The organism is Pseudoalteromonas sp. Z9A5 (genome assembly GCF_011378875.1).
GTDB lineage: Bacteria > Pseudomonadota > Gammaproteobacteria > Enterobacterales > Alteromonadaceae > Pseudoalteromonas.
This window is the reverse complement of the sequence record NZ_WTLC01000004.1, coordinates 109,209-132,187: the sequence shown is the minus strand read 5'-3', so window position 1 is coordinate 132,187 and position 22,979 is coordinate 109,209. Positions and strand designations below refer to the sequence as shown.

At 38.5% G+C, this 22,979-nt stretch carries 18 protein-coding genes; 11 read left to right on the top strand and 7 right to left on the bottom strand.

Annotated features, from left to right (window positions below; translation table 11 throughout):
* Positions 1-134: 134 nt before the first annotated feature.
* Together GQR56_RS04050 and GQR56_RS04045 are read left to right on the top strand one after the other, a co-directional pair.
* On the top strand, positions 135-2,162 hold the full coding sequence (locus tag GQR56_RS04050; protein ID WP_166109243.1) for an ATP-binding protein: 2,028 nt from the start codon (positions 135-137) through the stop codon (positions 2,160-2,162).
* Positions 2,163-2,209: 47 nt separating this feature from the next.
* Entirely contained in the window at positions 2,210-2,452 is a 243-nt protein-coding gene (locus GQR56_RS04045) for a hypothetical protein (protein WP_024609593.1), read from the top strand.
* 145 nt (positions 2,453-2,597) lie between these two features.
* Here the strand turns inward: GQR56_RS04045 and ahpF are convergent, their stop codons facing one another.
* Both ahpF and ahpC read right to left on the bottom strand, forming a co-directional pair.
* The gene (gene ahpF / locus GQR56_RS04040; RefSeq protein ID WP_166109242.1) at positions 2,598-4,181 is read right to left on the bottom strand and encodes an alkyl hydroperoxide reductase subunit F; all 1,584 of its coding nucleotides are present in this window, start codon (positions 4,179-4,181) and stop codon (positions 2,598-2,600) included.
* 138 nt (positions 4,182-4,319) lie between these two features.
* Positions 4,320-4,889 (bottom strand): alkyl hydroperoxide reductase subunit C, encoded by a 570-nt coding sequence (ahpC, locus tag GQR56_RS04035; protein ID WP_007581822.1) that lies wholly within the window; start codon positions 4,887-4,889, stop codon positions 4,320-4,322.
* 281 nt (positions 4,890-5,170) lie between these two features.
* On the opposite strand from ahpC, the gene GQR56_RS04030 reads away from it, so the two are divergent.
* The 3 genes from GQR56_RS04030 to GQR56_RS04020 all read left to right on the top strand — a co-directional run bounded on the left by GQR56_RS04030 (position 5,171) and on the right by GQR56_RS04020 (position 6,878).
* Entirely contained in the window at positions 5,171-5,590 is a 420-nt protein-coding gene (locus GQR56_RS04030) for a DUF3429 domain-containing protein (protein WP_166109241.1), read from the top strand.
* Between the two features lie 67 nt (positions 5,591-5,657).
* Positions 5,658-6,059: a hypothetical protein gene (locus tag GQR56_RS04025; RefSeq protein ID WP_024612109.1), complete on the top strand. Its 402-nt coding sequence runs from the start codon at positions 5,658-5,660 to the stop codon at positions 6,057-6,059.
* Positions 6,060-6,062: 3 nt separating this feature from the next.
* The gene (locus tag GQR56_RS04020; protein WP_024612110.1) at positions 6,063-6,878 is read left to right on the top strand and encodes a class I SAM-dependent methyltransferase; all 816 of its coding nucleotides are present in this window, start codon (positions 6,063-6,065) and stop codon (positions 6,876-6,878) included.
* A 27-nt stretch (positions 6,879-6,905) separates the two neighbouring features.
* On the opposite strand, the gene GQR56_RS04015 is transcribed toward GQR56_RS04020, so the two are convergent.
* Positions 6,906-8,510: a GMC family oxidoreductase N-terminal domain-containing protein gene (locus GQR56_RS04015; protein ID WP_166109240.1), complete on the bottom strand. Its 1,605-nt coding sequence runs from the start codon at positions 8,508-8,510 to the stop codon at positions 6,906-6,908.
* A gap of 215 nt (positions 8,511-8,725) precedes the next feature.
* Here GQR56_RS04015 and GQR56_RS04010 point away from each other — a divergent pair, with 215 nt between their 5' ends.
* Both GQR56_RS04010 and GQR56_RS04005 read left to right on the top strand, forming a co-directional pair.
* Entirely contained in the window at positions 8,726-9,733 is a 1,008-nt protein-coding gene (locus GQR56_RS04010; protein WP_024612112.1) for an AraC family transcriptional regulator, read from the top strand.
* A gap of 28 nt (positions 9,734-9,761) precedes the next feature.
* The gene (locus GQR56_RS04005) at positions 9,762-10,757 is read left to right on the top strand and encodes a Gfo/Idh/MocA family oxidoreductase (RefSeq protein WP_166109239.1); all 996 of its coding nucleotides are present in this window, start codon (positions 9,762-9,764) and stop codon (positions 10,755-10,757) included.
* Positions 10,758-10,838: 81 nt separating this feature from the next.
* Here the strand turns inward: GQR56_RS04005 and eda are convergent, their stop codons facing one another.
* Positions 10,839-11,456, bottom strand: coding sequence for a bifunctional 4-hydroxy-2-oxoglutarate aldolase/2-dehydro-3-deoxy-phosphogluconate aldolase (gene eda / locus GQR56_RS04000; protein WP_024612114.1), 618 nt, complete (start codon positions 11,454-11,456; stop codon positions 10,839-10,841).
* A gap of 690 nt (positions 11,457-12,146) precedes the next feature.
* Between eda and GQR56_RS03995 the strand changes: the two genes are divergently transcribed.
* Positions 12,147-12,887 (top strand): FadR/GntR family transcriptional regulator, encoded by a 741-nt coding sequence (locus GQR56_RS03995; RefSeq protein WP_024612115.1) that lies wholly within the window; start codon positions 12,147-12,149, stop codon positions 12,885-12,887.
* A gap of 605 nt (positions 12,888-13,492) precedes the next feature.
* On the opposite strand, the gene GQR56_RS03990 is transcribed toward GQR56_RS03995, so the two are convergent.
* The gene (locus GQR56_RS03990; RefSeq protein WP_166109238.1) at positions 13,493-14,680 is read right to left on the bottom strand and encodes an iron-containing alcohol dehydrogenase; all 1,188 of its coding nucleotides are present in this window, start codon (positions 14,678-14,680) and stop codon (positions 13,493-13,495) included.
* Positions 14,681-15,104: 424 nt separating this feature from the next.
* Between GQR56_RS03990 and GQR56_RS03985 the strand changes: the two genes are divergently transcribed.
* Positions 15,105-15,971, top strand: coding sequence for a DMT family transporter (locus tag GQR56_RS03985; protein WP_166109237.1), 867 nt, complete (start codon positions 15,105-15,107; stop codon positions 15,969-15,971).
* Positions 15,972-16,040: 69 nt separating this feature from the next.
* Here the strand turns inward: GQR56_RS03985 and GQR56_RS03980 are convergent, their stop codons facing one another.
* Together GQR56_RS03980 and GQR56_RS03975 are read right to left on the bottom strand one after the other, a co-directional pair.
* Entirely contained in the window at positions 16,041-17,237 is a 1,197-nt protein-coding gene (locus GQR56_RS03980; protein WP_166109236.1) for an MFS transporter, read from the bottom strand.
* A gap of 74 nt (positions 17,238-17,311) precedes the next feature.
* Positions 17,312-18,406, bottom strand: a complete 1,095-nt coding sequence (locus GQR56_RS03975; protein WP_024610250.1) for an NADH:flavin oxidoreductase/NADH oxidase — start codon at positions 18,404-18,406, stop codon at positions 17,312-17,314.
* 479 nt (positions 18,407-18,885) lie between these two features.
* Here GQR56_RS03975 and GQR56_RS03970 point away from each other — a divergent pair, with 479 nt between their 5' ends.
* Positions 18,886-21,303 carry a TonB-dependent receptor gene (locus tag GQR56_RS03970; RefSeq protein ID WP_166109235.1) on the top strand — a complete coding sequence of 806 codons (2,418 nt, stop codon included), beginning with the start codon at positions 18,886-18,888 and terminating at the stop codon, positions 21,301-21,303.
* A gap of 95 nt (positions 21,304-21,398) precedes the next feature.
* Entirely contained in the window at positions 21,399-22,976 is a 1,578-nt protein-coding gene (locus tag GQR56_RS03965) for a sulfotransferase (RefSeq protein ID WP_166109234.1), read from the top strand.
* Positions 22,977-22,979 lie beyond the last annotated feature (3 nt).

Here is a 22,979-nt window from a genome sequence, read left to right as displayed (position 1 = left end):
AAATCTAATAACTATTATAACTGATAAGCAATTCGGATTAGAACCAACTAAAACCAAGGTTATTTTAGCCATATAGCATTTTATAAAATCTATAAATTATTAAATAAATTCCAAAAATAACAGGATGTTTTCAATTGAATTTTCTAAGACGCTTTCACGATATTGTATCTAACCAAAACCTAAACTTTGAGAACAAAACTCAAAACCTTTTGGCGTTTGGGCTTGAGGTTTTTAACCTTGATTTAGCTATTATTAGTAAAGTTGAAAATAATTTGTACACCGTACTCTACGTAATTACCCCTGATAACTCATTACCTACAGGTACAACGTTTGATTTAGATGGAACCTATTGTGTACACACACTTGAGGCAAATTCAGCGCTTGCATTTCATAACGCCTCGCAAAGCACGATTGCAAACCATCCTTGTTATATTAATTTTCAGCTTGAATCATATATTGGTGCACCTATAAAAATTGGGTCCGATATATTTGGTACCGTTAACTTTTCTTCAGCTAATAAATCCCCCGTATTTACCGATGAAGCCTACGATTACATTGAACTATTTGCACAATGGTTAGGTTCAGAGTTTGCTCGAGCAATTACTAAAACTCAATTAATAGAAAACAGTAAAACACTTATTAAATTAGAAAAGGTAGCTAACATAGGCACCTGGGAAGTTGATTTAATTAAGCGAAAGGTATCATGGAGTAAGCAAACTAAACGTATTCATCAAGTAGATGACTCTTTTACGCCAGACTTTGACTCTACCATCGAGTTTTACAAAGAAGGGAAATCCAGAAAAAGCATTGCCGCGGCTGTCGAGTCAGCTATAAAAAATGGTGAGAAATGGCATTTAGAGCTTGAGCTTGTAACAGCAAATAAAGATACCTTATGGGTGTCTGCGTTTGGTGAGGCAGAGTTTAACGAGGATAAATGCGTGCGCCTATTTGGCACATTTCAAGATGTAACCGAGTCAGTAATACTAAGAGAAGAACTGCAAAATAAAAAAATTGAAGCAGAACGCTTGCTAGAGGATCGAAGTATGCTGCTTGCTAAAATAAGTCATGAGCTAAGAACACCTCTAAATGGCATTACCGGAATGCTAACCACACTTATAGATGAACATAGCGAAGAAAAAAGATCCGAAAAAATAAAAATAGCCCTGCGTAGCGCCGATATACTCCTTAGTATAATTAATGAAGTGTTGGATTTTTCAAAAATAAACCATGGCGAGTTAACGCTAGAGCCAACCAACTTTTTGCTAAAAACAATTTTTACTGATCTCGGCTCGTTATACACACCTTTATTTAAAAACGGCAATGTAGAGTTGATAATTAACAATGAAATTAATGATAATTGTTGGGTTTACTGTGACAACGCTCGGCTCAGCCAAATTACCTCCAATCTATTAAGTAATGCGTTAAAATTTACCGAGCGTGGTTCGGTAAAGCTGCATACATCTATAACTAAGGCAAAAAATAAACAAACGCTAAACATTGATATAAGCGATACAGGTAAAGGAATGACGAGTAGCTTTCTTAAATCTTTATTTTCTCCTTTTACTCAGGAAGTCGATGCTAAAAACAGCAAAGGTGGCACAGGGCTTGGGCTTGCAATAGTTAAAGAGCTTGTTGAGTACATGGGTGGCAAAATAAAAGTAAATAGTATTGTTAATCAAGGCACTACTTTCTCGTTGCGTATCCCTATCGAGCTTGGAAATGAGACAACAGTTGAATTAAATCCGTTATCAAAAATAAATATTAATGCCTGTAAGCTTTCTGTTTTAGTGGTTGATGACAACGATATAAATAGATTAGTTCTTGATGCATCGTTAAGTAAACTCAATATAAAGCCAGACTTTGCTATAGATGGACAAGACGCCATATTTAAATGCAAACAAAAGCATTACGATCTTATTTTTATGGATTGTATTATGCCAATATTGGATGGCTTTGAGGCAACCAAACAACTGCGCTCACAAAATATATGCACAGTAGAGGCTACTTACATAGTTGCATTAACAGCAAATACCTCATCGCAAGACAAGCTTGCATGTAAGCAAGCTGGTATGGATATGTTTATATCTAAACCCTTTAAAATGCACTCATTAGAAATGGCAATTGCATCCGCCGTAAAACTGTTAAAAATTGAAACTAATTAACTTAAATTTAAAAACTAAAAAACAATAAAATTGTGTAGAGAATAACAATGAAAAGTATATTTAGAATTGTTTTACTTACCGTATTAGCAATAGCGCTATTTAAAGGTTTCTCAACTCAAGAGTGGCAATCATTGATTATAATTATTGCTGTATCTGGTTTTTTACTATTAACGAGCTTTAGTACAACGACTGCTAAATCAAATCGTGGTTCGTCAAATCATACAGATAGTAGCGCATCACATAACGATAATGATTACGGTGGTAGTGATTCTGGTGGCGGGTATGATTAGTTTAAACACTCTTAAATATTCGTACTTATTTAAAACAGACATAAAAAAGCCGCCTTTGGAGAAGGGCGGCTTGGGTGAACAAACAGCGATGGGTGAACGCTGTTATATCAAGAGAGATTTCTATTAAATTTTTTATTAAATAATGTTAAGCCGCGTTCTGATCTTGTTCTGTTTCATCGCTGTGACGAATTAAATAATCAAATGCGCCTAAACTTGCTGTAGCACCACTGCCCATTGCAATAATAATTTGCTTAAATGGAGTGTTGGTTGCATCCCCCGCCCCGTACACACCAGGTAACGAAGTAGCACCTTTAGCATCAATTAATATTTCGCCAAATTTGCTAAGTTCAAGGTCGCTGTTTTTTAACCACTCAGTATTTGGAATTAAGCCTATTTGTACAAATATACCTGCAAGGGTGAGTTGTTTACTCTCACCTGAAACACGGTCTGTATAGCTTAAACCGGTTACTTTTTTACCATCACCAAGCACTTCTGTTGTTTGAGCACTTTTAATAATAGTAATATTTTTTAAGCTATTTGCTTTGCGAACAAGGACTTCATCAGCGCGAAGTGTATCGGCAAACTCAAGCACGGTTACATGCTCAACAATGTTTGCTAAATCTATAGCAGCTTCTATACCTGAGTTACCGCCACCAATGACTGCAACAGGTTTACCTTTAAATAAAGGGCCATCACAATGTGGGCAATATGCAACTCCATGACCTCGGTAATCTTGCTCGCCAGGTACATTCATTTCGCGCCAACGCGCACCGGTTGCAAGTACTAACGATTTAGCAGTTAACACTGCGCCATTTTCAAGCGTAATTTCGTAACCGTTACTACCGCTAGTAAGCCCTGCTGCGCGCTGATTATGCATTACATCTACATCGTATTCTTTAACGTGTTCTTCAAGCTGAGCAACTAATTTTGGACCTTCTGTTGCTTTAATTGATATAAAATTTTCTATGGCAAGTGTGTCAGCAACTTGTCCGCCAAATCGGTCGGCAACAATACCGGTATTTAAACCTTTTCGTGCTGAATAAATAGCGGCCGATGCACCTGCTGGCCCGCCGCCAATCACGAGCACATCAAACTTGTCTTTTTTGCTTAGCGATGCAGCTTGTCGCTCTGCACCTTTACTATCTACTTTATTAAGTATGTCAGTAAGGCTTAGTGCACCTTGGCTAAATGGTTCTCCATTTAAATATACAGCCGGTACCGCTAAAATGTTTCGCTCTTCTACTTCTGCTTGAAATAATGCGCCATCAATCATCGTGGCTTTAATATTGCTGTTTGTCGCTGCCATCGTATTGAGTGCTTGCACTACTTGCGGACATGTTTGGCAACTTAAACTTATATATACTTCAAAGTTAAGCTCTTGAGTAAGCGATTGTATTTGTTCAATGTCTTCACTTTTTGCTTTACTTGCGTGACCGCCTGTATGTAAAAGTGCTAACACTAAACTTGTAAATTCGTGCCCCATTGGTACACCCGCAAACGTAATGTGGGTATTATTTAAAGGCGAATGTACAACCATAGACGGGCGGCGTGCGCTTGTGTCTGGGTTGTTTATTACTGTAATTTTGTCGCTCAACGATGCTAAATCGTTTGCGAGACTTTCTACTTCTGTTGATTTTTTGCTGTCGTCCAAGGCGATAAGCAGCTCAACTGAATGTTTAAGCGATTCAAAATGGCTTTTTAATTGATTTTTAATGTTGTTGTCTAACATGGCTTAAGCCCTTTAATGGATAAATAAAACAGCAGTAACCCCATGCCATCAATGTATGTGCTAAATCTCAGAGTAAATATTGATGGCAAAGGATAAGGCAGTTTCCTGCCTTAATTTATAACGTTGGTTTAATTAAAATTAAATTTTACCAACTAGGTCAAGTGAAGGTGCAAGTGTGTCTTCACCTGGCTGCCAAGATGCAGGGCAAACTTCACCGTCATGAGTTGCAATGTACTGTGCAGCTTGAACTTTACGAACTAGTTCTTTAGCACTACGGCCAATACCTAAATCGTGAGTTTCAATAATTTTAATTTCGCCTTCTGGGTTCATTACAAATGTACCGCGAAGTGCTAAGCCTTCTTCTTCAATCATTACACCGAAGCTGCGTGTAATACGGCCAGTTGGGTCACCAATCATTGGGTAAGTAATTTTACCAATAGTGTCTGACGTGTCATGCCATGCTTTATGAGTGAAGTGAGTGTCAGTAGATACTGAGTAAACTTCTACGCCCATTTCTTGAAGTTGTGCGTAATAATCTGCAACATCGCCAAGTTCAGTAGGACATACAAATGTAAAATCTGCTGGGTAAAAGAAGAAGATTGACCATTTACCTAGAACATCTTTTTCAGACAATTCTACAAAGTCACCGTTGTGGTAAGCGGTTGCATTAAATGGTTGTAATTTTGTATTAATTAAAGAAGTGCTCATGGTATTTCCTCATTTATATTTAAAGTATTTATAAAGTAATCAACGCTGCCAATTAAAGTGGCCTGTCGCGTTGGCTTGATTAGTACAATACGGCTAATGAGGAATTAAATAAAATTGATTGTTTAGATTAAAACAATCGGTTTTTTGGATTGAACTTTATAACACCTTTTACCGTAACCATTCTTAGGATTGTAAAGTTGGCGAATTATTAAGATCGCTAATCCCAATACTGCTACAATAGCCGCGCTTCAAATAAGTCATTAAATATAAGGCACACCGTAATGGAAAAATTTGTTAACCACATACAACTAGGTTACTTGGGCTTAATCCCTTTTTTAGGGTGTGTAGGTTGGCCACTCATGTTTGGCAGTAATAGCCTTAACTTAGAGTTTTTTACTTTTTACAGTATTGCTATATTGGCTTTTATGGCGGGTAATTTATGGCGTGCGGGCGAGCAAAGCTATAGCAATGCAATTAAAGCTGTATTGCCTGTTATTCCTATTCCATTTTTATCGTTTATACCTACCGAGTGGACACTTGCATGGTTAGGCGCCAGTTTTTGGCTAGTACTTATTTTTGAAAAAACCACACCTCAGTGGCAAAGCTACCACAAAGATTATCAAAAAATGCGTGTTGTACTTACCTCCGTTGTGTTTGTTTGTCATATCCTTACTATTGGTATGAGTATTTACCCTAAATAGTGGTTGTAAACTTAAACATTGCGCGGTAATAAGGTAATATCCGCGCACTGCTATTTGAGGACACACCATGATTGACCAACTACGCCAACAACTTGATGAACTTGGCGAAAACTACGTAGAAAAAAACGCTGCATTTAAAATCAAAGTGATCCCATTTTTTTGTGCTATACGCATTAAAAAAGACCATAAAAGCGAAGGTCGTTTAAGTTTTTATTCAAGCCAATTACTTGAAATCTTTTTAGTCGTGCTATTTTTATTATTCGGTTTAACACTTTACGACACTAATGCAGGGTTTACCCATGGTCCTATCCATATTGCATTTGCCATTTTAATTACTTTTAATCTTATTATTAAGCAAATCGCGATTGAAGGATTAAAAACCAGACTCGCGTTTCACCGTTTAATAGCAGCAAAAGCACAAACTAATAGTGACAATGTTAGTTCGACAGAAAGTAAAAATATAAAGTAAATTATGTATTTAAATAATAAATGGCGGATCCTTACGGTGGGCGATGGCGACTTATCGTTTTCAAATGCCATCCGTAACCATGTAAACCCACAAACGCTAGTTGCTTCTACCTACGACGACGCAACTACCATTGAGCAAAAATACCAAAACAACGCGCTAAACAACCTAAAGGCGCGTAACGTTCACGTACTTAATAGCTTTGATGTTACAAATACGGCGTGTTGGCAAGGCTTAAAAGGGTATTTAAATAGCTTTGATGTGGTGATTTTTCAGTTTCCGTTAATTCCTGCTTTTGTAGGGCGCGAAGCGTTTGAAAGCAATACACGCCAAAACAGTATGAATGTACTTAACCGCGCCTTGCTACATCAATTTATTAAATACGCTAATGAGTTTGCACTAGACCCTGGTGGTCCAATGCTATGTTACATCACCTCTAAAGATGTTAAACCGTATCGTGAGTGGAATATAGAAGGCAGTTTAAACGATCGCCTAAACATTGAATATTGTGGACAAATGCAATTTGATATTAGCCACTTTGAAGGCTATAAAATTCGTAATGTTGACCGAGATAAGCACGTAAAAGATACCAGCGGTATAACCTACGTATTTAGCCCTAAAAATATTGATACACACACTAGTGAATTAAGCCCACAGCTCACAAAGCCTGCTTACTTAACACCTAATCATTGCTCGCTTTGCCGCGTTGGTCCATACATGGCAAGCGAGGACGAAACTAAACATTTAAACGCTAAAAAGCATCAGCAAATGTTGCATCTTGAGAGCGATTGGCAACAATGGTTAAATGAGTTTTATAGCTAATTAATAGCCCTACTACAGTTGATTTAATTATACGTTTTCGCGTTTAATTAAATCAGCTGCTTTTTCAGCAATAGCAATAACCGGTGCATTAGTATTACCGGTTATAATATTTGGCATAATAGACGCATCAACCACGCGCAAATTACTCATTGCATGTACTCGTAAGCTGCTATCTACCACTGCCATTGAGTCTTGCCCCATTTTACATGTACCAACCGGATGGTATTCAGTATCTGCAGTTTGGCGAATAAAGGCGATAAGCTGATCATCGTTATTTATATCAAGCGGGTAAACCATTTTTCCACGTATATTATCAAAAGCTTTGCTTTGCATAATAGCGAGTGTTTTTTTAAGCCCCAATAACATTACCTTTAAATCATCAGGGTGACTTAAATAATTAGGGTCAATAAGTGGCGCGCTGCGTGGATCGCTATCGGCTAAAGTTATAGTGCCTCTACTTTTAGGTCTCATAATACTGCTATGAATACTGCAACCATGTCCGTAATGAAGTTTACGGCTATGATCGTCAACTAACCCAATAACAAACTCTAGTTGTACATCGGGCGCAGGTGAGCTTTCAAATAGCTTTATAAATGCATGCGACTCTGCAAAATTACTGGTTAAACGCCCTTGTCGTTTACTAAACCAATCTACACACCCTTTTAAAATATGCCCTATACCTAATGGGCTCATTCCAAATGTACCCTTATTGTATTTAGCTTTAAATAATGGCACTACTGTTAAGTGATCTTGTAAATTAGCACCCACGCCTTCAAGCGGTACGGCAATTTCAATATTATGCGCTTTTAAGTGTTCCCTAGGTCCAATGCCTGAAAGCATTAATATTTGTGGCGAATTAATAGCACCGGCGCTAAGTATGACCTCTTTTTTTGCAATCAAATCAACAACCAGGTTATTACGCTCTATTTGTACTCCTTTTGCGGTGTGGTTTTTTATATTTATTTTATTAACGTGGCTATTCGTTAATATAGTTAAATTTAATCGGTTTAAATGCGGTGTTAAATACGCTTTTGCCGCACTACAGCGCTCACCATTATGCTGAGTTACCTGCGATAAACGTGCACCGCTTTGCTCTTTGCCATTTATATCGTCGCTAATATTAACGCCTTGCTCGGCGCAGGCATTTAAAAAATACTGGTTTACATGGCTTGGATTATTTAAATCTTGTACATGTAATGGACCTTTTGCACCGTGCAGTTCGTTACGTATAAACGTTTTATTGTTTTCGGCTTTAATAAAATAAGGCAATAAACTATCAAAATCCCACCCCGTATTACCATTAAAAGCCCATTGGTCGTAATCGTATTTATTTCCTCTTATATAAACCATTGCATTGGTAGAGCTCGACCCACCCAACACTTTGCCTCTAGGTACAAATCCACAACGATTATTAAGTGCTTTTTGCGGTACGGTATTGTAATGCCAGCTATTAATGCCATAAGGCACACTCGCTGCAATACCCGCAGGCATTTGTACAAACGCGCTGTTATCACTACCGCCAGCTTCAATTAAACACACACTTACATTTTTGTCCTCAGATAACCGCGAGGCAATTACGCAACCGGCACTGCCTGCGCCAATTACAATGTAGTCAAATGTTGTGATGCTCATGGTGTACCCTAAGTAAAATTCAAACCGCTTTAGCCGCAATAATGCATTTTAAAAGCCAGTAAAACTTGATATTTCTAGACATGGCTTGCAGTAAATGTATTAAACTGGTTAATTATTTAACTAGCTAGCACTATTAATTTTTAATAAATTGGCAGTGCTTTTTTCAGTGATTTTTCGATATTTTTTAGCACTTTTAGCAATACTTAAGGTTAACTATGAGCAGTTTGATTAGAGCTACGGCATTGCAGGGTATAGATACGCTAATTTTAGAATTAGGCGGAGATCCGCATACAACTCTGCAAAGCTGTAATATTAACGTTGATTTTAAAAACCTCGAAAACCAATATTTACCTTATCGTTATTACGCTGAACTATTAGAGTACTGCGCTTGTAAATTCAATTGCTCTAGTTTTGGTATTAAGCTTGCCAGTAGGCAAAGTTTTGATATTTTAGGGCACGTTGCAATAGCAGCAAAAAGCGGAACTAATTTAGGTGATGCACTTAGCTGGGTTGTTAAATACTTACATTTACACAGTCCGGCACTGAGCTTAACGTCTCATCCTTTAGAGGATGAAAAAAGCTTATTTTTATCATTCGAAATTAACCTAAAACCCTTACCTAATATTAACCAAGCGTTTGAACTAACCATTGGTTTAGCGTTAGCTATTATTAAAAAGCTGAGTAATAATCGCTGTAAACCAATTAAAGTATTTTTACCCCAAAAATTAAGTACTAATACACGTGCTTATAGCGCTTATTTTGGCTGTAAAGTGATAGAGCATCGCAATAGCGCCGGTATTGTAATTACAAAAAGTGATTTAGCACTTAAGCTTGAGCATACACAGCAAAGCAAAGTGCAGGCAGCGCTAAGCTTTTTAGCAAAAAATGCAGAGCACGCACAACAATTACCTAATCAAGTCAGTGCGTTAATAAGACCCATGCTCCCTATTTATCAATGTAGTAACCAAACTATTTCAGCTGCGCTTGGCATGCATCCGCGTACTTTACACCGGGAGCTTGCTAAACATAATACAAGTTTTGTAAAACTCAAAGATGCCACACGCCGTGCTTTAGCTGCGCATTATTTAGCGCAAAACCAATATACTCTATCAACCATATCAGAGCTTTTAGGGTATCAAGAGCAAGCAACCCTAAGTGCTAATGTTAAACGCTGGTTTGGTTGCTCTCCTAGAGCATATAGAACTAAAAAAATGATAGAATAAACGCTCTTTTATTTTCTAAGGAGTGGGTATGAACTTTGTTATTGTTGGCACCAATTTTATTAGCGACACTTTATTAGCCGCTGCAAATACATTAGATGGTTTTAACTTATATGGAGTGTGTTCACGTGCACAATCAAGCGCAAAAGCATTTTTAGCCAAGCACCCACAAAATGTACAAGCAAAAATCTTCACCTCAATAGAGCAAGTATGTCAGGATCATAATGTTGATGCCGTATACATAGCCGCCCCTAATAGCTTGCATAAACAATACGCCGTAATGTGTTTGCAAGCTGGTAAACATGTACTTGGCGAAAAACCATCAGCAGCAAATTCTAAAGAACTGACAACCATCATTGCTACAGCTAAAAAGCATCAACGCTTATATATGGAAGCGATGATGACTACCCACCTGCCAAACTTTGCACTATTACAACAAGCAATGATTAAAATAGGCACACCGCGTAAATATATTGGGCAATACAGTCAGTATTCGTCTCGCTACGATAAATACAAAAATGGTGAACGCCCAAATACTTTTTTACCTGAGTTTGCTAACGGCGCGCTAGTCGATTTAGGCATTTACCCGCTTTATTTATTAATAGCACTGTGGGGAGTCCCCAATAATGTAAGTGCAAGCGGTGTATTACTTGATACAGGTGTAGATGGCGCAGGTGATGTATTACTAAACTACGCTGATAAACAAGCGGTTATTAGTTACTCTAAAATATCGCAAGGCGATAATATAACCGAGATACAAGGTGAACTTGGTCGTATTCGTATCGAAGCTGTATCACAACTTAGAAAAGTAGAGTTTATTGCAAATAATGGAGAGCGTGAATTAGCATCTATCGCGTTTGATGAGCACTTTATGAAATTTGAAGTTGAGCATTTTATGAAATTAGCGAGTCAAAATCAGTTTGAATCAGATGTTAATACACATCAACTTTCACTAAATGTTATGAATGTGCTTGACGAAGCACGAGCGCAATTAGGGGTTATTTATCCAAATGAGAAACAAATTTAAGGTATAAGTTGCCTTAATAGCTAAATTTAAGATGGGCGTTAACCAACGACAATCAACGCCCATGGGAAGTCTAATTTAACTTTAAAGCGACAACACAGGCTTACAAGCATCTGTAATTGCTTGCCAGTTTTTGTCTTCAACGTGTTTTGCATCTACAACCCACGTACCGCCAACAGCAAATACATTTTTAAGCGCTAAAAAGTCATTAAAGTTAGCACCGTTTATACCGCCAGTAGGGCAAAATTGGCATTCTCTAAATACGCTTTTAACGCCATTTAAAAAGTTAATACCACCAGCAAGGTTTGCCGGAAATAATTTCATTTCTCTAAAGCCAGCTTGATAAGCTAATGCAATATCTGACGTATTAGAAACACCCGGTAATACCGGCACACCACTTTGTACTAGTGCATCAAGTAATTTAGGGGTTACAGCAGGTGTTACAATGTAATCTGCACCAGCATTTAGCGCATCTTTTAAAATAGGCGTGTCAATAATTGTACCCGCACCTACTTTTAAATTTGGCATAGCCGATTTGATTGCTTCAAGCACTTCAAGAGAGCTTTCGTGACGTAACACTACTTCTACTAAATCTATTCCTGCAGCATGCATAGCTTGGGTAATAGAAACTCCCGTCCTTGGGCAATCCGTTTGGATGATCGGTAATAGTTTTTGACCATTCATATACTCAGAAAACAACATAACCTACCTCTTTAAGTCACGTAAAATACGTGCCTATCAGTTAATGCGCCTTAGTGCTTTATAGTCACTTTGGTCGCTCTAGATGTGAAATTAATTACATCTGTCATATTTTTTTTGTGATACTCACGTTTTAACAAGCTTTGCTAACAACGCTTTTTGCAGAAATCACCGTGTTTTGTAAAAGTTATATTGGTACACTACCTTTACTTAATACTTGGTATTAATAAGCCGTACTGACGTAAAAGGCAGATATAAAATGCATTTTGTGCGTTTATTATGCTCTTTATGTAATAATTTATTGGTTTGTTGTTCATTAAATTATTTGAGTTATAAATAAATTTTATACGTATAGTCACTCAAATATTGTTTTTATAATTTTTATCAAAACAACCTTTAGCCAGTTAAACCTTACCATCGGCATATTAAAATTAATAAGCTAACTCTATTTAGTTAGCAAAAATAGCACATGAAAATTTACCAATCAAGATTACCAATTAATTTATTTTCAACTAAAATTGGTAATATATGATAAAATTACCAATAATATGTTGTAGTTTTTGGTAATAACATCGTTTTTGATTTTTGACATTGTGGTTAACTTTACGGTAACCTTTCGTCTTAACATTTGGTCTATGCTCTAGGTTTTATAGGACTTAGCGCCAATGGTCCTTAAGGTAATGAAGGTAAAATATGGGAAATCGTCGCTTATTTTGGCGCATAGTTGATAAAGTTGAGTCTTTAATAAACCAAGGTGAGTTTTCTGCTGGGAGTCGTTTACCCCCAGAAAGAGAGCTAGCAGAAATGTTTGACGTAAGTCGCCCTACGATTAGAGAAGCTATTATCGCATTAGAAGTGCGCGGCCGTGTTGAAGTAAAAACAGGCTCTGGCGTTTACGTTGTTGAAAAACACGACGCGCCAATAAAGTCTCAAGAGATCAGTGCGTTTGAGTTAACTCAAGCTCGCGCGTTAATTGAGGGTGAAATTGCAGCCTTAGCAGCGCAAAGCATTACAGAAGAAGAACTAGCTAAGCTACATAAAACATTAGTAGCAATGCAAGAAGGTCTGTATGTAGAACAAGCTGATCGTGAATTTCATGAAATAATAGCTCGCGCAACGCGCAACAGAGCACTCGAGTTTGCTGTTGCTAACTTGTGGGATTTACGTTTAACCAATTCGCAAATTGTGGCTGACTATAACAGCGTATGTAAAAATAATGACGATTGTGTAATGGATGAGCACACCGCTATTTATAATGCATTACAAAAACACGACGCCAATGCTGCACGCTCAGCAATGCACCAGCATTTTAATAGATTAATAAATGCGTTATTTGATGCTGTTGAAGCACGTGCACTTGAAGAAATAAAAAGAAAAAATAGCGAAAAACGCGGTCTTTATTCACTTGACGGTCTAGTTAAAAGCGCTCATTAATCTCTAAAACTAGTCAGCCCTGTGCTGGCTAGTTTTAATTTAGTATTCACGTTTATACTTATCAGCGTTATTAACGCTCTACAATAAACCCTCATATACCTATTATTAATCTCTACAAGCTAACCTAAGCAATTTTAATGGTACATTCGAACAGTTCAAAGGCTAATATTTTAAAACACGCCAAATGCATTTACGCGCAGTTTTAATGTAATTAGTACACTCCCTTAAAATGAGTAACCCAGTAACTTAATTTCAAGATAAATCTATCTCAAGCAGCTATTTCCCACACTAACCACCTAACTGCGGTGCATTTACCAGCAACAGTCCAGCTATTGGCATGCCAATTAACCTATTGCCACTAAAACCATTGTCTAGATAAAGCATCAATATCCTTGCAGTTGAATACCTTGGCGAATACCTTAATCAGGTTCAGGTTGAATGAAATATAAGCTTAATGATTTTCATCAGGCATAAAAAAATCCCCATACGGGGATTTGGTTTCCTCTCACTGCAGTGGATGCTAAAGAATCTATGTGAGAGGACGCTTTAGCGATTGCAGTGTGTGCAAGAAGCTTTTTTTAAATTAGATTTTCAATAAATTTTTATTACTTACAAAGTTTATATATAGCCAACACATCTGCTGCGCTAATTGAGTGCGCGCCTTTGTGGCTTGTAGCCCTATTAACTGAGTGTATACGAACAGCGTCTTGCGCCATTTTTTTAAACTTCTCATCAGGAATGCTTACATCTCCCAATGTTAAAAACGAATTAGTACTCTTAAACCACTTAACAACTTCGGTTGAAAGCATTTTAGCGGCTTTAGCATCGTCAGTTTCGGTTACACCAAAACAACGCCGTGCTAGTTTAGCCCACCGATGCGGCAGTACGTCTGCTAAATATTCCAAATACGCAGGAATAATAATAACCATGCCACGACCATGCGGTAAATCGTAATGAGTGCTTAATGGCATTTGAATCGCATGCATCGACATACAATCTAAATGCTCTCGTGCTTTAAAATTTGAGCGGCTATATACAGAACAAAGAGCCAACTCTCCACGTACTTTAGCATCACCTAAATCATCAAGAACTTTTTCAAAGTTATCCTTAACGCATAAAATCATTCCTTCCGTTGTACGGTCGGAAAATTCAGACTCATCCTCATCACAAAGGTAGAGCTCTACTAAATGCGAAAAAATATCAATGCAGCTATCTTGAGTTAATCGCAGTGGCACAGAAGCTAAAATCTCTGGGTCAACAATAGCTACTTTTGGTAAATAGTACGGCGAATAAGAAAGCGTTTTTTCTTTAGTTTCTGTGTTTTTAATTACCCCAGACGCATTAACTTCAGAACCTGAAGCTGAAACCGTTGGAATAGCAATTATAGGAAAAGCGCCTGTATATTTACGTCCAACATGATCATTACATGTAACATAATCCCATGATTTACCACCAGAAAATGCAGTTGCAGCAATGTACTTAGAAGCATCAATAATGCTACCACCACCAAGTGCTATTATTAGATCGCATTTTTCGGCATTAAAAATTTCAACTGCTTTATCAATGGCTTGGGTACGAGGGTTAGGCTCAATTCCAGCAAATACAGTAACGTCTAAACCCGCAGCAAGTAATACACTTTTTACCTTATTAATCACGGGATCAAGAGCTGAGCCTGGGGTATAAGTAGCTATCATTACTTTTTTACCATATTGGGCTGCAATAGTACCGACTTCGCAAACCCTACCTTGCCCAAAGATTAATTTAGTGGGAAAGCACCAATTAAAAGGTGTCATATTCGTTTACCTTACTTGTATTACGTTTTATTTTTTTAGTAAAACAAGTTACTGGTATAACCAATTTACTCACCACTTAATATTTAATATGCCACCAACAGTACAACCCATAAAAATATTGGTAAACAAACAAAGCAGACCAAATAATAGTTAACACAAACCAATCTGTCAACCAATCAAAGAGAAAGGCATTACCAAAACTTAAGCTGAATGACTTTTTAATACGACTAATGAGCCGAACAATTATTGATTTTAACAAGGTAAGTCTATTGCTCTAATACAGCCGGTAAAGTAGTTATAAGCACTTGGTTTTCCTTATTTAAAATAAGTAAAGTTACCCATAAAAATGCTCTTAGAATAAACTTACGCACATCAATAAAAGAATGTACCATGCAAAAATAATCGGTTGTAACCAAGGATAAACATGCAATCACCTTCTAAAGAATTTTTATTAGCCGTTATATGTGTACTACTCGCTATGATGACCATTCAATCTGGCGCATCAATTGCTAAACAGCTTTTTCCTATTGTAGGACCAGAAGGAACAACTGCCTTAAGGTTAGGCTTTTCGGCACTAATACTTTGCTTGGTATTTAGACCTTGGAAACACTTACCCGCAAAAGGCAGCCGCCTCCCTATTATCGTGTACGGTTTAAGCCTTGGTGGTATGAATATTTTATTTTATTACGCAATAGAACGAATTCCGCTAGGTATTGCTGTAGCGCTTGAATTTACGGGTCCTCTTGCTGTTGCATTATTATCATCGCGTCGCAAACGCGACCTATTTTGGGTTGCATGCGCCATTACTGGTATTTTGCTTTTATTACCCGATATGAGTGGGCAAGACAGCCTCGATCCAGTTGGTGTAATACTCGCTCTTGGTGCGGGTGCATGTTGGGCAGGTTATATATTATTTGGGAAAAAAACGGGCGTACAAGGCTCCGGCGGAGTAACTGTTGCGCTAGGTATGACAGTTGCAGCTATTGTACTAGTGCCTTATGGCGGAATTATACAAGGTGCAGCGTTTACCTGGGAAATAATTCCATTGGGTATCGGCATTGCCATTTTATCAAGCGCATTGCCCTACACACTTGAAATGGTCGCTCTGCGTAATATGCCCTCACAAGGATTTAGTATAATGATGAGCATGGAGCCTGCTATTGCATCCCTCGCTGGGTTTATTATTTTAGGTGAGTTGCTTACTTTATGGCAGTGGTTAGCTATTTTACTGGTGATTATAGCATCTGTAGGAAGTTCATTTTCTAATTCTAAAAAACAGGCGCTTGATTAAAAAAAGCAGTCAAAATAAATAAAGTCACCCTATCGCGTAGTGACTTTATTATATTCTCAGCGATAGTTTTTAACTAGCCGCTCTGCTTTGTTTTTTATTGGTTACCAAATAACCAATCAATGAAATAAGCGGCATACCTGCAGCAACTAAAGCAATGCTATTCCAGCCTCCAGCTTCGTAAAGTGGGCTTGCAATTAAAGAGCCTACTGCGCCCCCAACAAATATGCTCGTCATATAAATAGCGTTTAAACGTGCACGGCTTTGAGGTTCTAATGCATATACTGCGCGTTGACCCAACACCATATTTGCTTGAACTGCAAAATCAATAAACACACCCGTTAACGCCAACACAATAATACCGTGCGGCAGCTCAAATAAGCTTGGTAAAAAGCACAGCACCGCAATTATTTTTGCTAATAAAGACACCTGATGCGTATATCCCTTATCAGCCAAGCGCCCTACAATAGGCGCAGCTATAGCACCGGCGGCTCCCACTAAAGCAAACAATGCTATTTCTGATTGCGATAAACCGTACTCGCGTGAAAGCACAACCGGTACACTGGTCCAAAACAAGCTAAACGATGCAAACATTAACGCTTGAAAAAGTGATCGTTGGCGTAAGACGGGTTGGCTTATCATTAACTGTTTTAACGATTTTAAAAGCTTAAAATACGTGGTTTTATGCGTAGGCTGCCGGCTTGGAATTGCAAAGTAAATTACGCTGGCAATAAATACCATACACCCTGCTGCAAAATAAAATACTGCACGCCAACCAAAATGATCGGCAATTAAACTCGATACAGGCCTTGCAAGCAAAATACCTAACAACAAACCCGCCATAATATTGCCAAGTACTTGTCCGCGCTTTTCATCAGACGATAAATGCGCGGCAAGTGGAATAAGCACTTGAACAGAAACAGAGCTAATACCTATCATTAAGCACAAAATAAGCATTACATTAGGTGTATCAGCTAAAGCAGTGCCAATTAAACTTAAAAACGACACAACTAACGTGATCAGCATTAATTTTTTATTTTCGACTAAGTCAGCCAGTGGCACTAAAAAAAATAGCCCCAAGGCATAACCTATTTGCGTAAGCGACACTATAAAACTAGCACTGTGTAGGCTTAATCCCACCTCAGGAGCAAGTAATTCAATAATTGGTTGAGCATAGTAAATATTGGCAACAATAAGACCGCAACATAAAGCAATAATAGTAACGAGTGTATTGCTGAGTGGTTGCGGTGAAACGCCTATCTGATTCATGATTATCTCTACTTTACAAAAATAATAAAACCCAACCTGCAAACGCAGATTGGGTTTTTACAAAAAACTATGTTTTATTTTATTGGCGATGGCTGCCCATGTGGGCTTGAACGTAAATATTGTTTTGGTGCAGTAACTTTAGCACCCAACTCTGCTGCTGCATGCCACGGCCAATGCGGGTTATATAAAATACCACGCGCAAGCGCTACACCATCAGCTTGCTGCTCACTAATAATATCTTCGGCTTGTTGCGCCTCAGTTATTAAACCCACTGCTATAACAGGCATTTTAACAACCTCTTTTATAGCCGTTGCAAATGGCACCTGAAAATTCTTAGCCACCGGTATATCTTGTTTTGGGCTCAAACCTGCGGTGCTTACATGAATAAAATCACACCCTAATAAATCAAGAGCTTTAGATAATTCTATCGATTGTTCTAAATCCCAACCACCTTCAACCCAATCGGTTGCCGAAATACGTACCCCCACCGCTTTTTCACTAGGGAATACAGCTCTTACAGCTTTAAACACTTCCAGTAATAAGCGCATTCTATTTTCTAGGCTGCCACCATAATTATCGTCACGTTTATTTGAAAGAGGCGACAAAAATTGGTGTAACAAGTAGCCGTGAGCACCATGTAGCTCAATTAAATCAAGACCCAGTTCATCAGCGCGTTTAGCTGCACTAACAAAATCTTTAATTAACGAATTTATGTCGTCTTGGCACATTGCTTTTGGTACTGGGCTGGTATCGTCGTAAGCAATTGCAGAAGGTGCCACTGTTTGCCAACCGTTAACCTCATCGGGTGCAATAGCGCCAGTATCTTCCCATGGTTTACCCGTAGAGGCTTTACGACCAGCATGTGCTAATTGAATACCAATAGGCATAGGACTGTACTGTCTAACTGCTTTTAAGCTTTTGCCTAAAGCTTGTTGAGTTTCGTTATTCCAAAGCCCTAAATCACCATAGCTAATTCGCCCTTCTGGGTTTACTGCCGTCGCTTCTAAAATAAGTAAACCGGCTCCGCTTAAACTCAATTGACCTAAGTGTATTGTATGCCAATCGCTAGCAGCGCCGTTGTTGGCTGAATATTGGCACATTGGCGCAATAATAATACGGTTATCTAACGTTAGTTGCCCAAGCGATAAAGGTGAAAATAGTTGGCTCATTGTTAATCCTTAAAAACACGTGCGCAACGGCACGGACAAAATAAAAAAGAGAATACGAAGCGGCAATCAAACACGCTCACTCAATAACTTATACTGTCGCTTATAATATCGACTTAACACTCTAAATGGGGATCAAAATACACTTTAATAGTGCTGATAAAAGTATAAGTAATGACATTATGAGCTATCAATTTTTATGTAATAACTTGTTTAACAAACGCAGAACAAAGCCATCATTTAAAAATGCATGACTATTAACTTTTAATTAAGACTGTAATTTTTAACTAATTTGTACCTAATTAAACTAACTCATTGCTTATGTTACCTATTAATAAAATAGCAAAGCCAAATTAAATCCATATTTATTCTTTAAAAGTGAATTAAAATTCAATTTAGATATTCCAAGCTACTTCACTCCCTGATAAACTACTTTACTTAATTAACTGATGTTAAATTTTTGAATCTGGGGATCAATTTTTATGTTTAAACCAAGCTTGTTAACCTTGGCTATTTCGAGCGTCGTTTCTAGCGCATTTTTATTACCAAATGTTGCACTTGCTCAAGAAGAAGTTGCCGCTAAAAACAAATCACTCGAAGTAATTGAAGTTACAGCAACAAGACGCAGCGGCTCAGTGCAAAATGCACCATTAAATATCACCGCACTTGACGCTGATATAATGAAAGATCAAAACATTAGCGAACTTGCCGACATAGCACGCTGGGTACCTGGTTTAACAATTACCGATCAAGGTGGTCGCTCTGGTTCACCTATTATTGTTCGTGGTTTAAATACAAACTCTTCTGGACCATCATCAGATGGCGGCACGGTCTCTACTTATATAAACGAAATTCCGGTTTCGGTAGATATGCGCCTTGTAGATATTGAGCGTGTTGAAGTATTAATTGGTCCGCAAGGCACACTATATGGCGCAGGTACTCTAGGTGGCGCAATTCGTTATATGCTAAAGCAGCCTGAGCTTGATTTTACATCGCTTGAAGTTTACGGCGACCTATTTCAAACCAAAGAAAGTGATTCTGTAGGCGGCGAAGGTGGCTTTATATTTAACCTTCCACTAATTGAAGACAAACTTGCAGTGCGCGCCAGCTTAAACGTATATGAAGACCCAGGTTTTATCGATTACGGCTACGTAGTACGCGAACCTGGCGTATCGTTACCAGATCCAGATTGGAGCGATAGCTCAGCGGTTAACAACAACCTTAAAAATGTAAAAGATGCCAACGGCGAAACCACCACAACAGGTCGTATTTCTGTACGCTATAAACCAAATGAATCGTTTGAAGGTACGCTTAACTACTTTTACCAAAACCAAGACAGCGAAGGTCGCTCAATCGTTCATTACAACAGCCTTAATGCAAACAACGGTTTAAGCGACGTAATAGGCAAATACGAATCAGCTTATCGTTTTGAAGAGCCTCGCGAAAAAGAAGATCAATTACTAAGCCTTGAGCTAAAAGCCGACCTAGGCTTTGCAGAACTCGTATCGGCAACCGGTATTTCGAGCTTTGATGCCGACGGCCAACGCGACCAAACAGACTTACTTATTCGTCTTGATTACGGCTATGAAGAGTTTCCTTCGTTTTCAACATTTACCCGTGAAATTGACGAAGAAGATACCTTCACCCAAGAAATCCGCTTAGTGTCGCAAGGCGACAGCGATTTGAACTGGATTGTGGGTGGCTTTTACAACAAAACAGAAACCGAAGCATCAAGCAGAGAGTTTACGCCTGGCTTTGATCAATTTGCCATAGACAACTTTGGTGGCGAACAACTAAGACCAGACTCATTAGAATACTTAGAGCTTACAAAAAGCACCGTCACTGAGTCTGCACTATTTGGTGAAGTTGGCTACCAAGTTACTGATAAGTTAGATATCACAATTGGCGCGCGTTTTTACGAATACGATGTAGAATCGCAAGCGGCTTTTGACTTCCCACTAGCAAATACATTGTATGGTGGCGCGGGTCCTGATGAAATCACTGTTGCATTTGAAAAAGATGAAGCCAGCGATAACGGTAACTTATTTAAATTTAATGCTAAGTATCAGTTCACTGATTCAGTAATGGGCTATGTAACGGTAAGCGAAGGTTTTAGAATTGGTGGTTCAAATGGGTTAGTGTCTTGCCCTGATCCACTACCTGCGGATCAACAAACTGGCTGTGGTCAACCTGACGAATTGTTATTTGATGCCGATACCACTACAAACTACGAGCTAGGCTTTAAAAGCACGTGGTTTAGAAGCCAACTACACTTTAACGCCGCGTTATTTAATATAGATTGGGATGATGCACAAATAACAGGTGCAACCGAAGTTGGGCAATTGCCATACCTTTCAAACGCCGGCAGTGCTAATGCAAAAGGGATAGAAATATCAACTCGTGCAATTTTATCTGACTCGTTTTCAGTGTATGCAACCTACGCTTATACAAAAGCAGAGCTAACATCAGATGCACCATTTTTGTTTAATGCCGACGGTACCGATGGCGCAGAAGACGGCGACCGTTTACCAGGTTCTCCTGAAAACCAATTTTCAATGGGTGTAAACTATCAAACAGAAGTGCTAAATGATAAAACGCTTGATATTAACTACGGTCTAACCGCGCAAAGCGACGTGCTTTCAACAGTGGGTCTTCGTGATAACGGCGAAGCACTACCTGGTTACAGTTTAAGTAATATATCAGCTAAATTAACAGCCGATGCATGGTCAACTACCTTATATGTTGATAACCTATTCAACAAATACGCAGTTACCTCAGTTCGTCGTTCAGATGAGGACATAATCTCAGCTAATGGCGCCGAAATACAACGTAACTACGGCTATTATATTAACCGCCCACTTACGGTAGGTGTTAAATTTAACTATAAATTTGAAATATAATTTAAGCGACTTTTAAGCAATGTTTTAGGCTCAAATTTATTTGAGCCTTTTTACTTTATTAACGCGTAACTAAACAATAATAATTACCAAAAACTATGCAGCCAAATTTAAAGCAACTTCATCAAAGCGCTATCCACTCTTTAAACCAAGGTAAAATAGAACAAGCCCATAAAGCCTTAGTTGAGTTAGTAACACAAAAGCCCGACTTTGCTGATGGGTATTTTTTGCTAGCGATGGTTAATTTAACTGTTGGGCAAATACATAAAGCAATTAAGCTCATCGAAAAAGCCCTAACGCTTGGTAAAAGCATTGAATACACCGCGCAACTTGCAAAGTGCTATGCGCTTACTGGCGAGTTAAAAAAAGCAAAAAACACTGCCTTAACTATACCCATTCAACAAATACAAAAACCGCTTGATGCCGACACCCTAGGCGTAGCCCTTACTCAAGCAGGCTTGCACGAACACGCAATTAACTATTTTGAATGCGCTATTAAACTGGCTAAAGCAGCTAACAAAGCCCAGCCCCAGTTTTATTATAACTACGGTGTAAGCGCTAAGTTTTTAGGATTATTTGATAAAGCACAAGATGCGTTCGAACATGCCATAGCGCTTAGCCCACTTCATCATCAAAGTCATTTTGCACTAAGCGACTTAACTAGAGCAACCGCACAAAACAGCCATATAAAACGCTTAAAAAATGTATTTGAGCAAGTAACACACCCCGATGCAAAACTACATATTGGCCATGCTTTAGCAAAAGAATACCAAGACTTAGGTGAGTTTTCAGAGGCTTTTAACGCATTAGAACAAGGTAAAGCGGCAAAACGAGCGATACAACCGTTTGATCATAAAAGCTCAACTGCGTTATTTGAACATATTAAACGCTTAAGTGAACAGCACACACAAGCGCGAGTACAAGGTAACCCAACGGCAGAACCTATTTTTGTATTAGGCATGCCCCGCTCTGGCACCACATTAGTTGAACGTATTTTATCGAGCCACAGTGACGTGCAGTCAGCAGGTGAATTACAAGACTTTGGCTTAAGTGTTAAAAAGCTCAGTCAAACACAAACACGCCATGTGCTCGACACTCAAACACTCAGTAAAGCCTACGAGCTTGATTTTAATCAGCTTGGCAGCACCTATTTAAACGCAACGCGTGTAATAACGGGCAGCCATAAACACTTTATTGATAAGCTCCCGTTTAACTTTTTTTATATCGACTTAATAACCAAAGCACTGCCAAACGCCAAAATAATTTGTATGCTACGCGACCCAATGGACACCTGTATTGGCAACTATCGCCAATTATTTACCATTAATAACCCGTACTACGCCTACTCGCTCGATTTACTCGACACAGCCAAGTTTTACAGCCGCTTTTACAAGCTAATGCAGCACTTTAGCGCCCTGCACAGCAATATAAAATTAGTAAAATACGAAGAATTGGTAGCAAAGCCCGAGCAGCAAATAAAAGACTTAGTGAGCTTTTGTAACCTCGAATGGCAAGAGCAGTGTATAAGCTTTCACTTAAACACCGCACCGGTTTCTACCGCAAGCAAGGTGCAAGTACGCCAGCCACTTAATAATAAAGCCATTGGACGCTGGAAAGCGTTTAAGCCCCATACTGATGAAATGGAAGCATTATTTATTGATGAGGGTATTTTGTAAGTC

What these genes read in the sequence shown, in the direction of transcription:
- GQR56_RS04045 (WP_024609593.1), top strand. Translation starts at nt 2,210, where the DNA reads ATGAAAAGTATATTTAGAATTGTTTTACTTACCGTATTAGCAATAGCG.
- ahpF (WP_166109242.1), bottom strand. Translation starts at nt 4,181, where the DNA reads ATGTTAGACAACAACATTAAAAATCAATTAAAAAGCCATTTTGAATCG.
- ahpC (WP_007581822.1), bottom strand. Translation starts at nt 4,889, where the DNA reads ATGAGCACTTCTTTAATTAATACAAAATTACAACCATTTAATGCAACC.
- GQR56_RS04030 (WP_166109241.1), top strand. Translation starts at nt 5,171, where the DNA reads ATGGAAAAATTTGTTAACCACATACAACTAGGTTACTTGGGCTTAATC.
- GQR56_RS04025 (WP_024612109.1), top strand. Translation starts at nt 5,658, where the DNA reads ATGATTGACCAACTACGCCAACAACTTGATGAACTTGGCGAAAACTAC.
- GQR56_RS04020 (WP_024612110.1), top strand. Translation starts at nt 6,063, where the DNA reads ATGTATTTAAATAATAAATGGCGGATCCTTACGGTGGGCGATGGCGAC.
- GQR56_RS04015 (WP_166109240.1), bottom strand. Translation starts at nt 8,510, where the DNA reads ATGAGCATCACAACATTTGACTACATTGTAATTGGCGCAGGCAGTGCC.
- GQR56_RS04010 (WP_024612112.1), top strand. Translation starts at nt 8,726, where the DNA reads ATGAGCAGTTTGATTAGAGCTACGGCATTGCAGGGTATAGATACGCTA.
- GQR56_RS04005 (WP_166109239.1), top strand. Translation starts at nt 9,762, where the DNA reads ATGAACTTTGTTATTGTTGGCACCAATTTTATTAGCGACACTTTATTA.
- eda (WP_024612114.1), bottom strand. Translation starts at nt 11,456, where the DNA reads ATGTTGTTTTCTGAGTATATGAATGGTCAAAAACTATTACCGATCATC.
- GQR56_RS03995 (WP_024612115.1), top strand. Translation starts at nt 12,147, where the DNA reads ATGGGAAATCGTCGCTTATTTTGGCGCATAGTTGATAAAGTTGAGTCT.
- GQR56_RS03990 (WP_166109238.1), bottom strand. Translation starts at nt 14,680, where the DNA reads ATGACACCTTTTAATTGGTGCTTTCCCACTAAATTAATCTTTGGGCAA.
- GQR56_RS03985 (WP_166109237.1), top strand. Translation starts at nt 15,105, where the DNA reads ATGCAATCACCTTCTAAAGAATTTTTATTAGCCGTTATATGTGTACTA.
- GQR56_RS03980 (WP_166109236.1), bottom strand. Translation starts at nt 17,237, where the DNA reads ATGAATCAGATAGGCGTTTCACCGCAACCACTCAGCAATACACTCGTT.
- GQR56_RS03975 (WP_024610250.1), bottom strand. Translation starts at nt 18,406, where the DNA reads ATGAGCCAACTATTTTCACCTTTATCGCTTGGGCAACTAACGTTAGAT.
- GQR56_RS03970 (WP_166109235.1), top strand. Translation starts at nt 18,886, where the DNA reads ATGTTTAAACCAAGCTTGTTAACCTTGGCTATTTCGAGCGTCGTTTCT.
- GQR56_RS03965 (WP_166109234.1), top strand. Translation starts at nt 21,399, where the DNA reads ATGCAGCCAAATTTAAAGCAACTTCATCAAAGCGCTATCCACTCTTTA.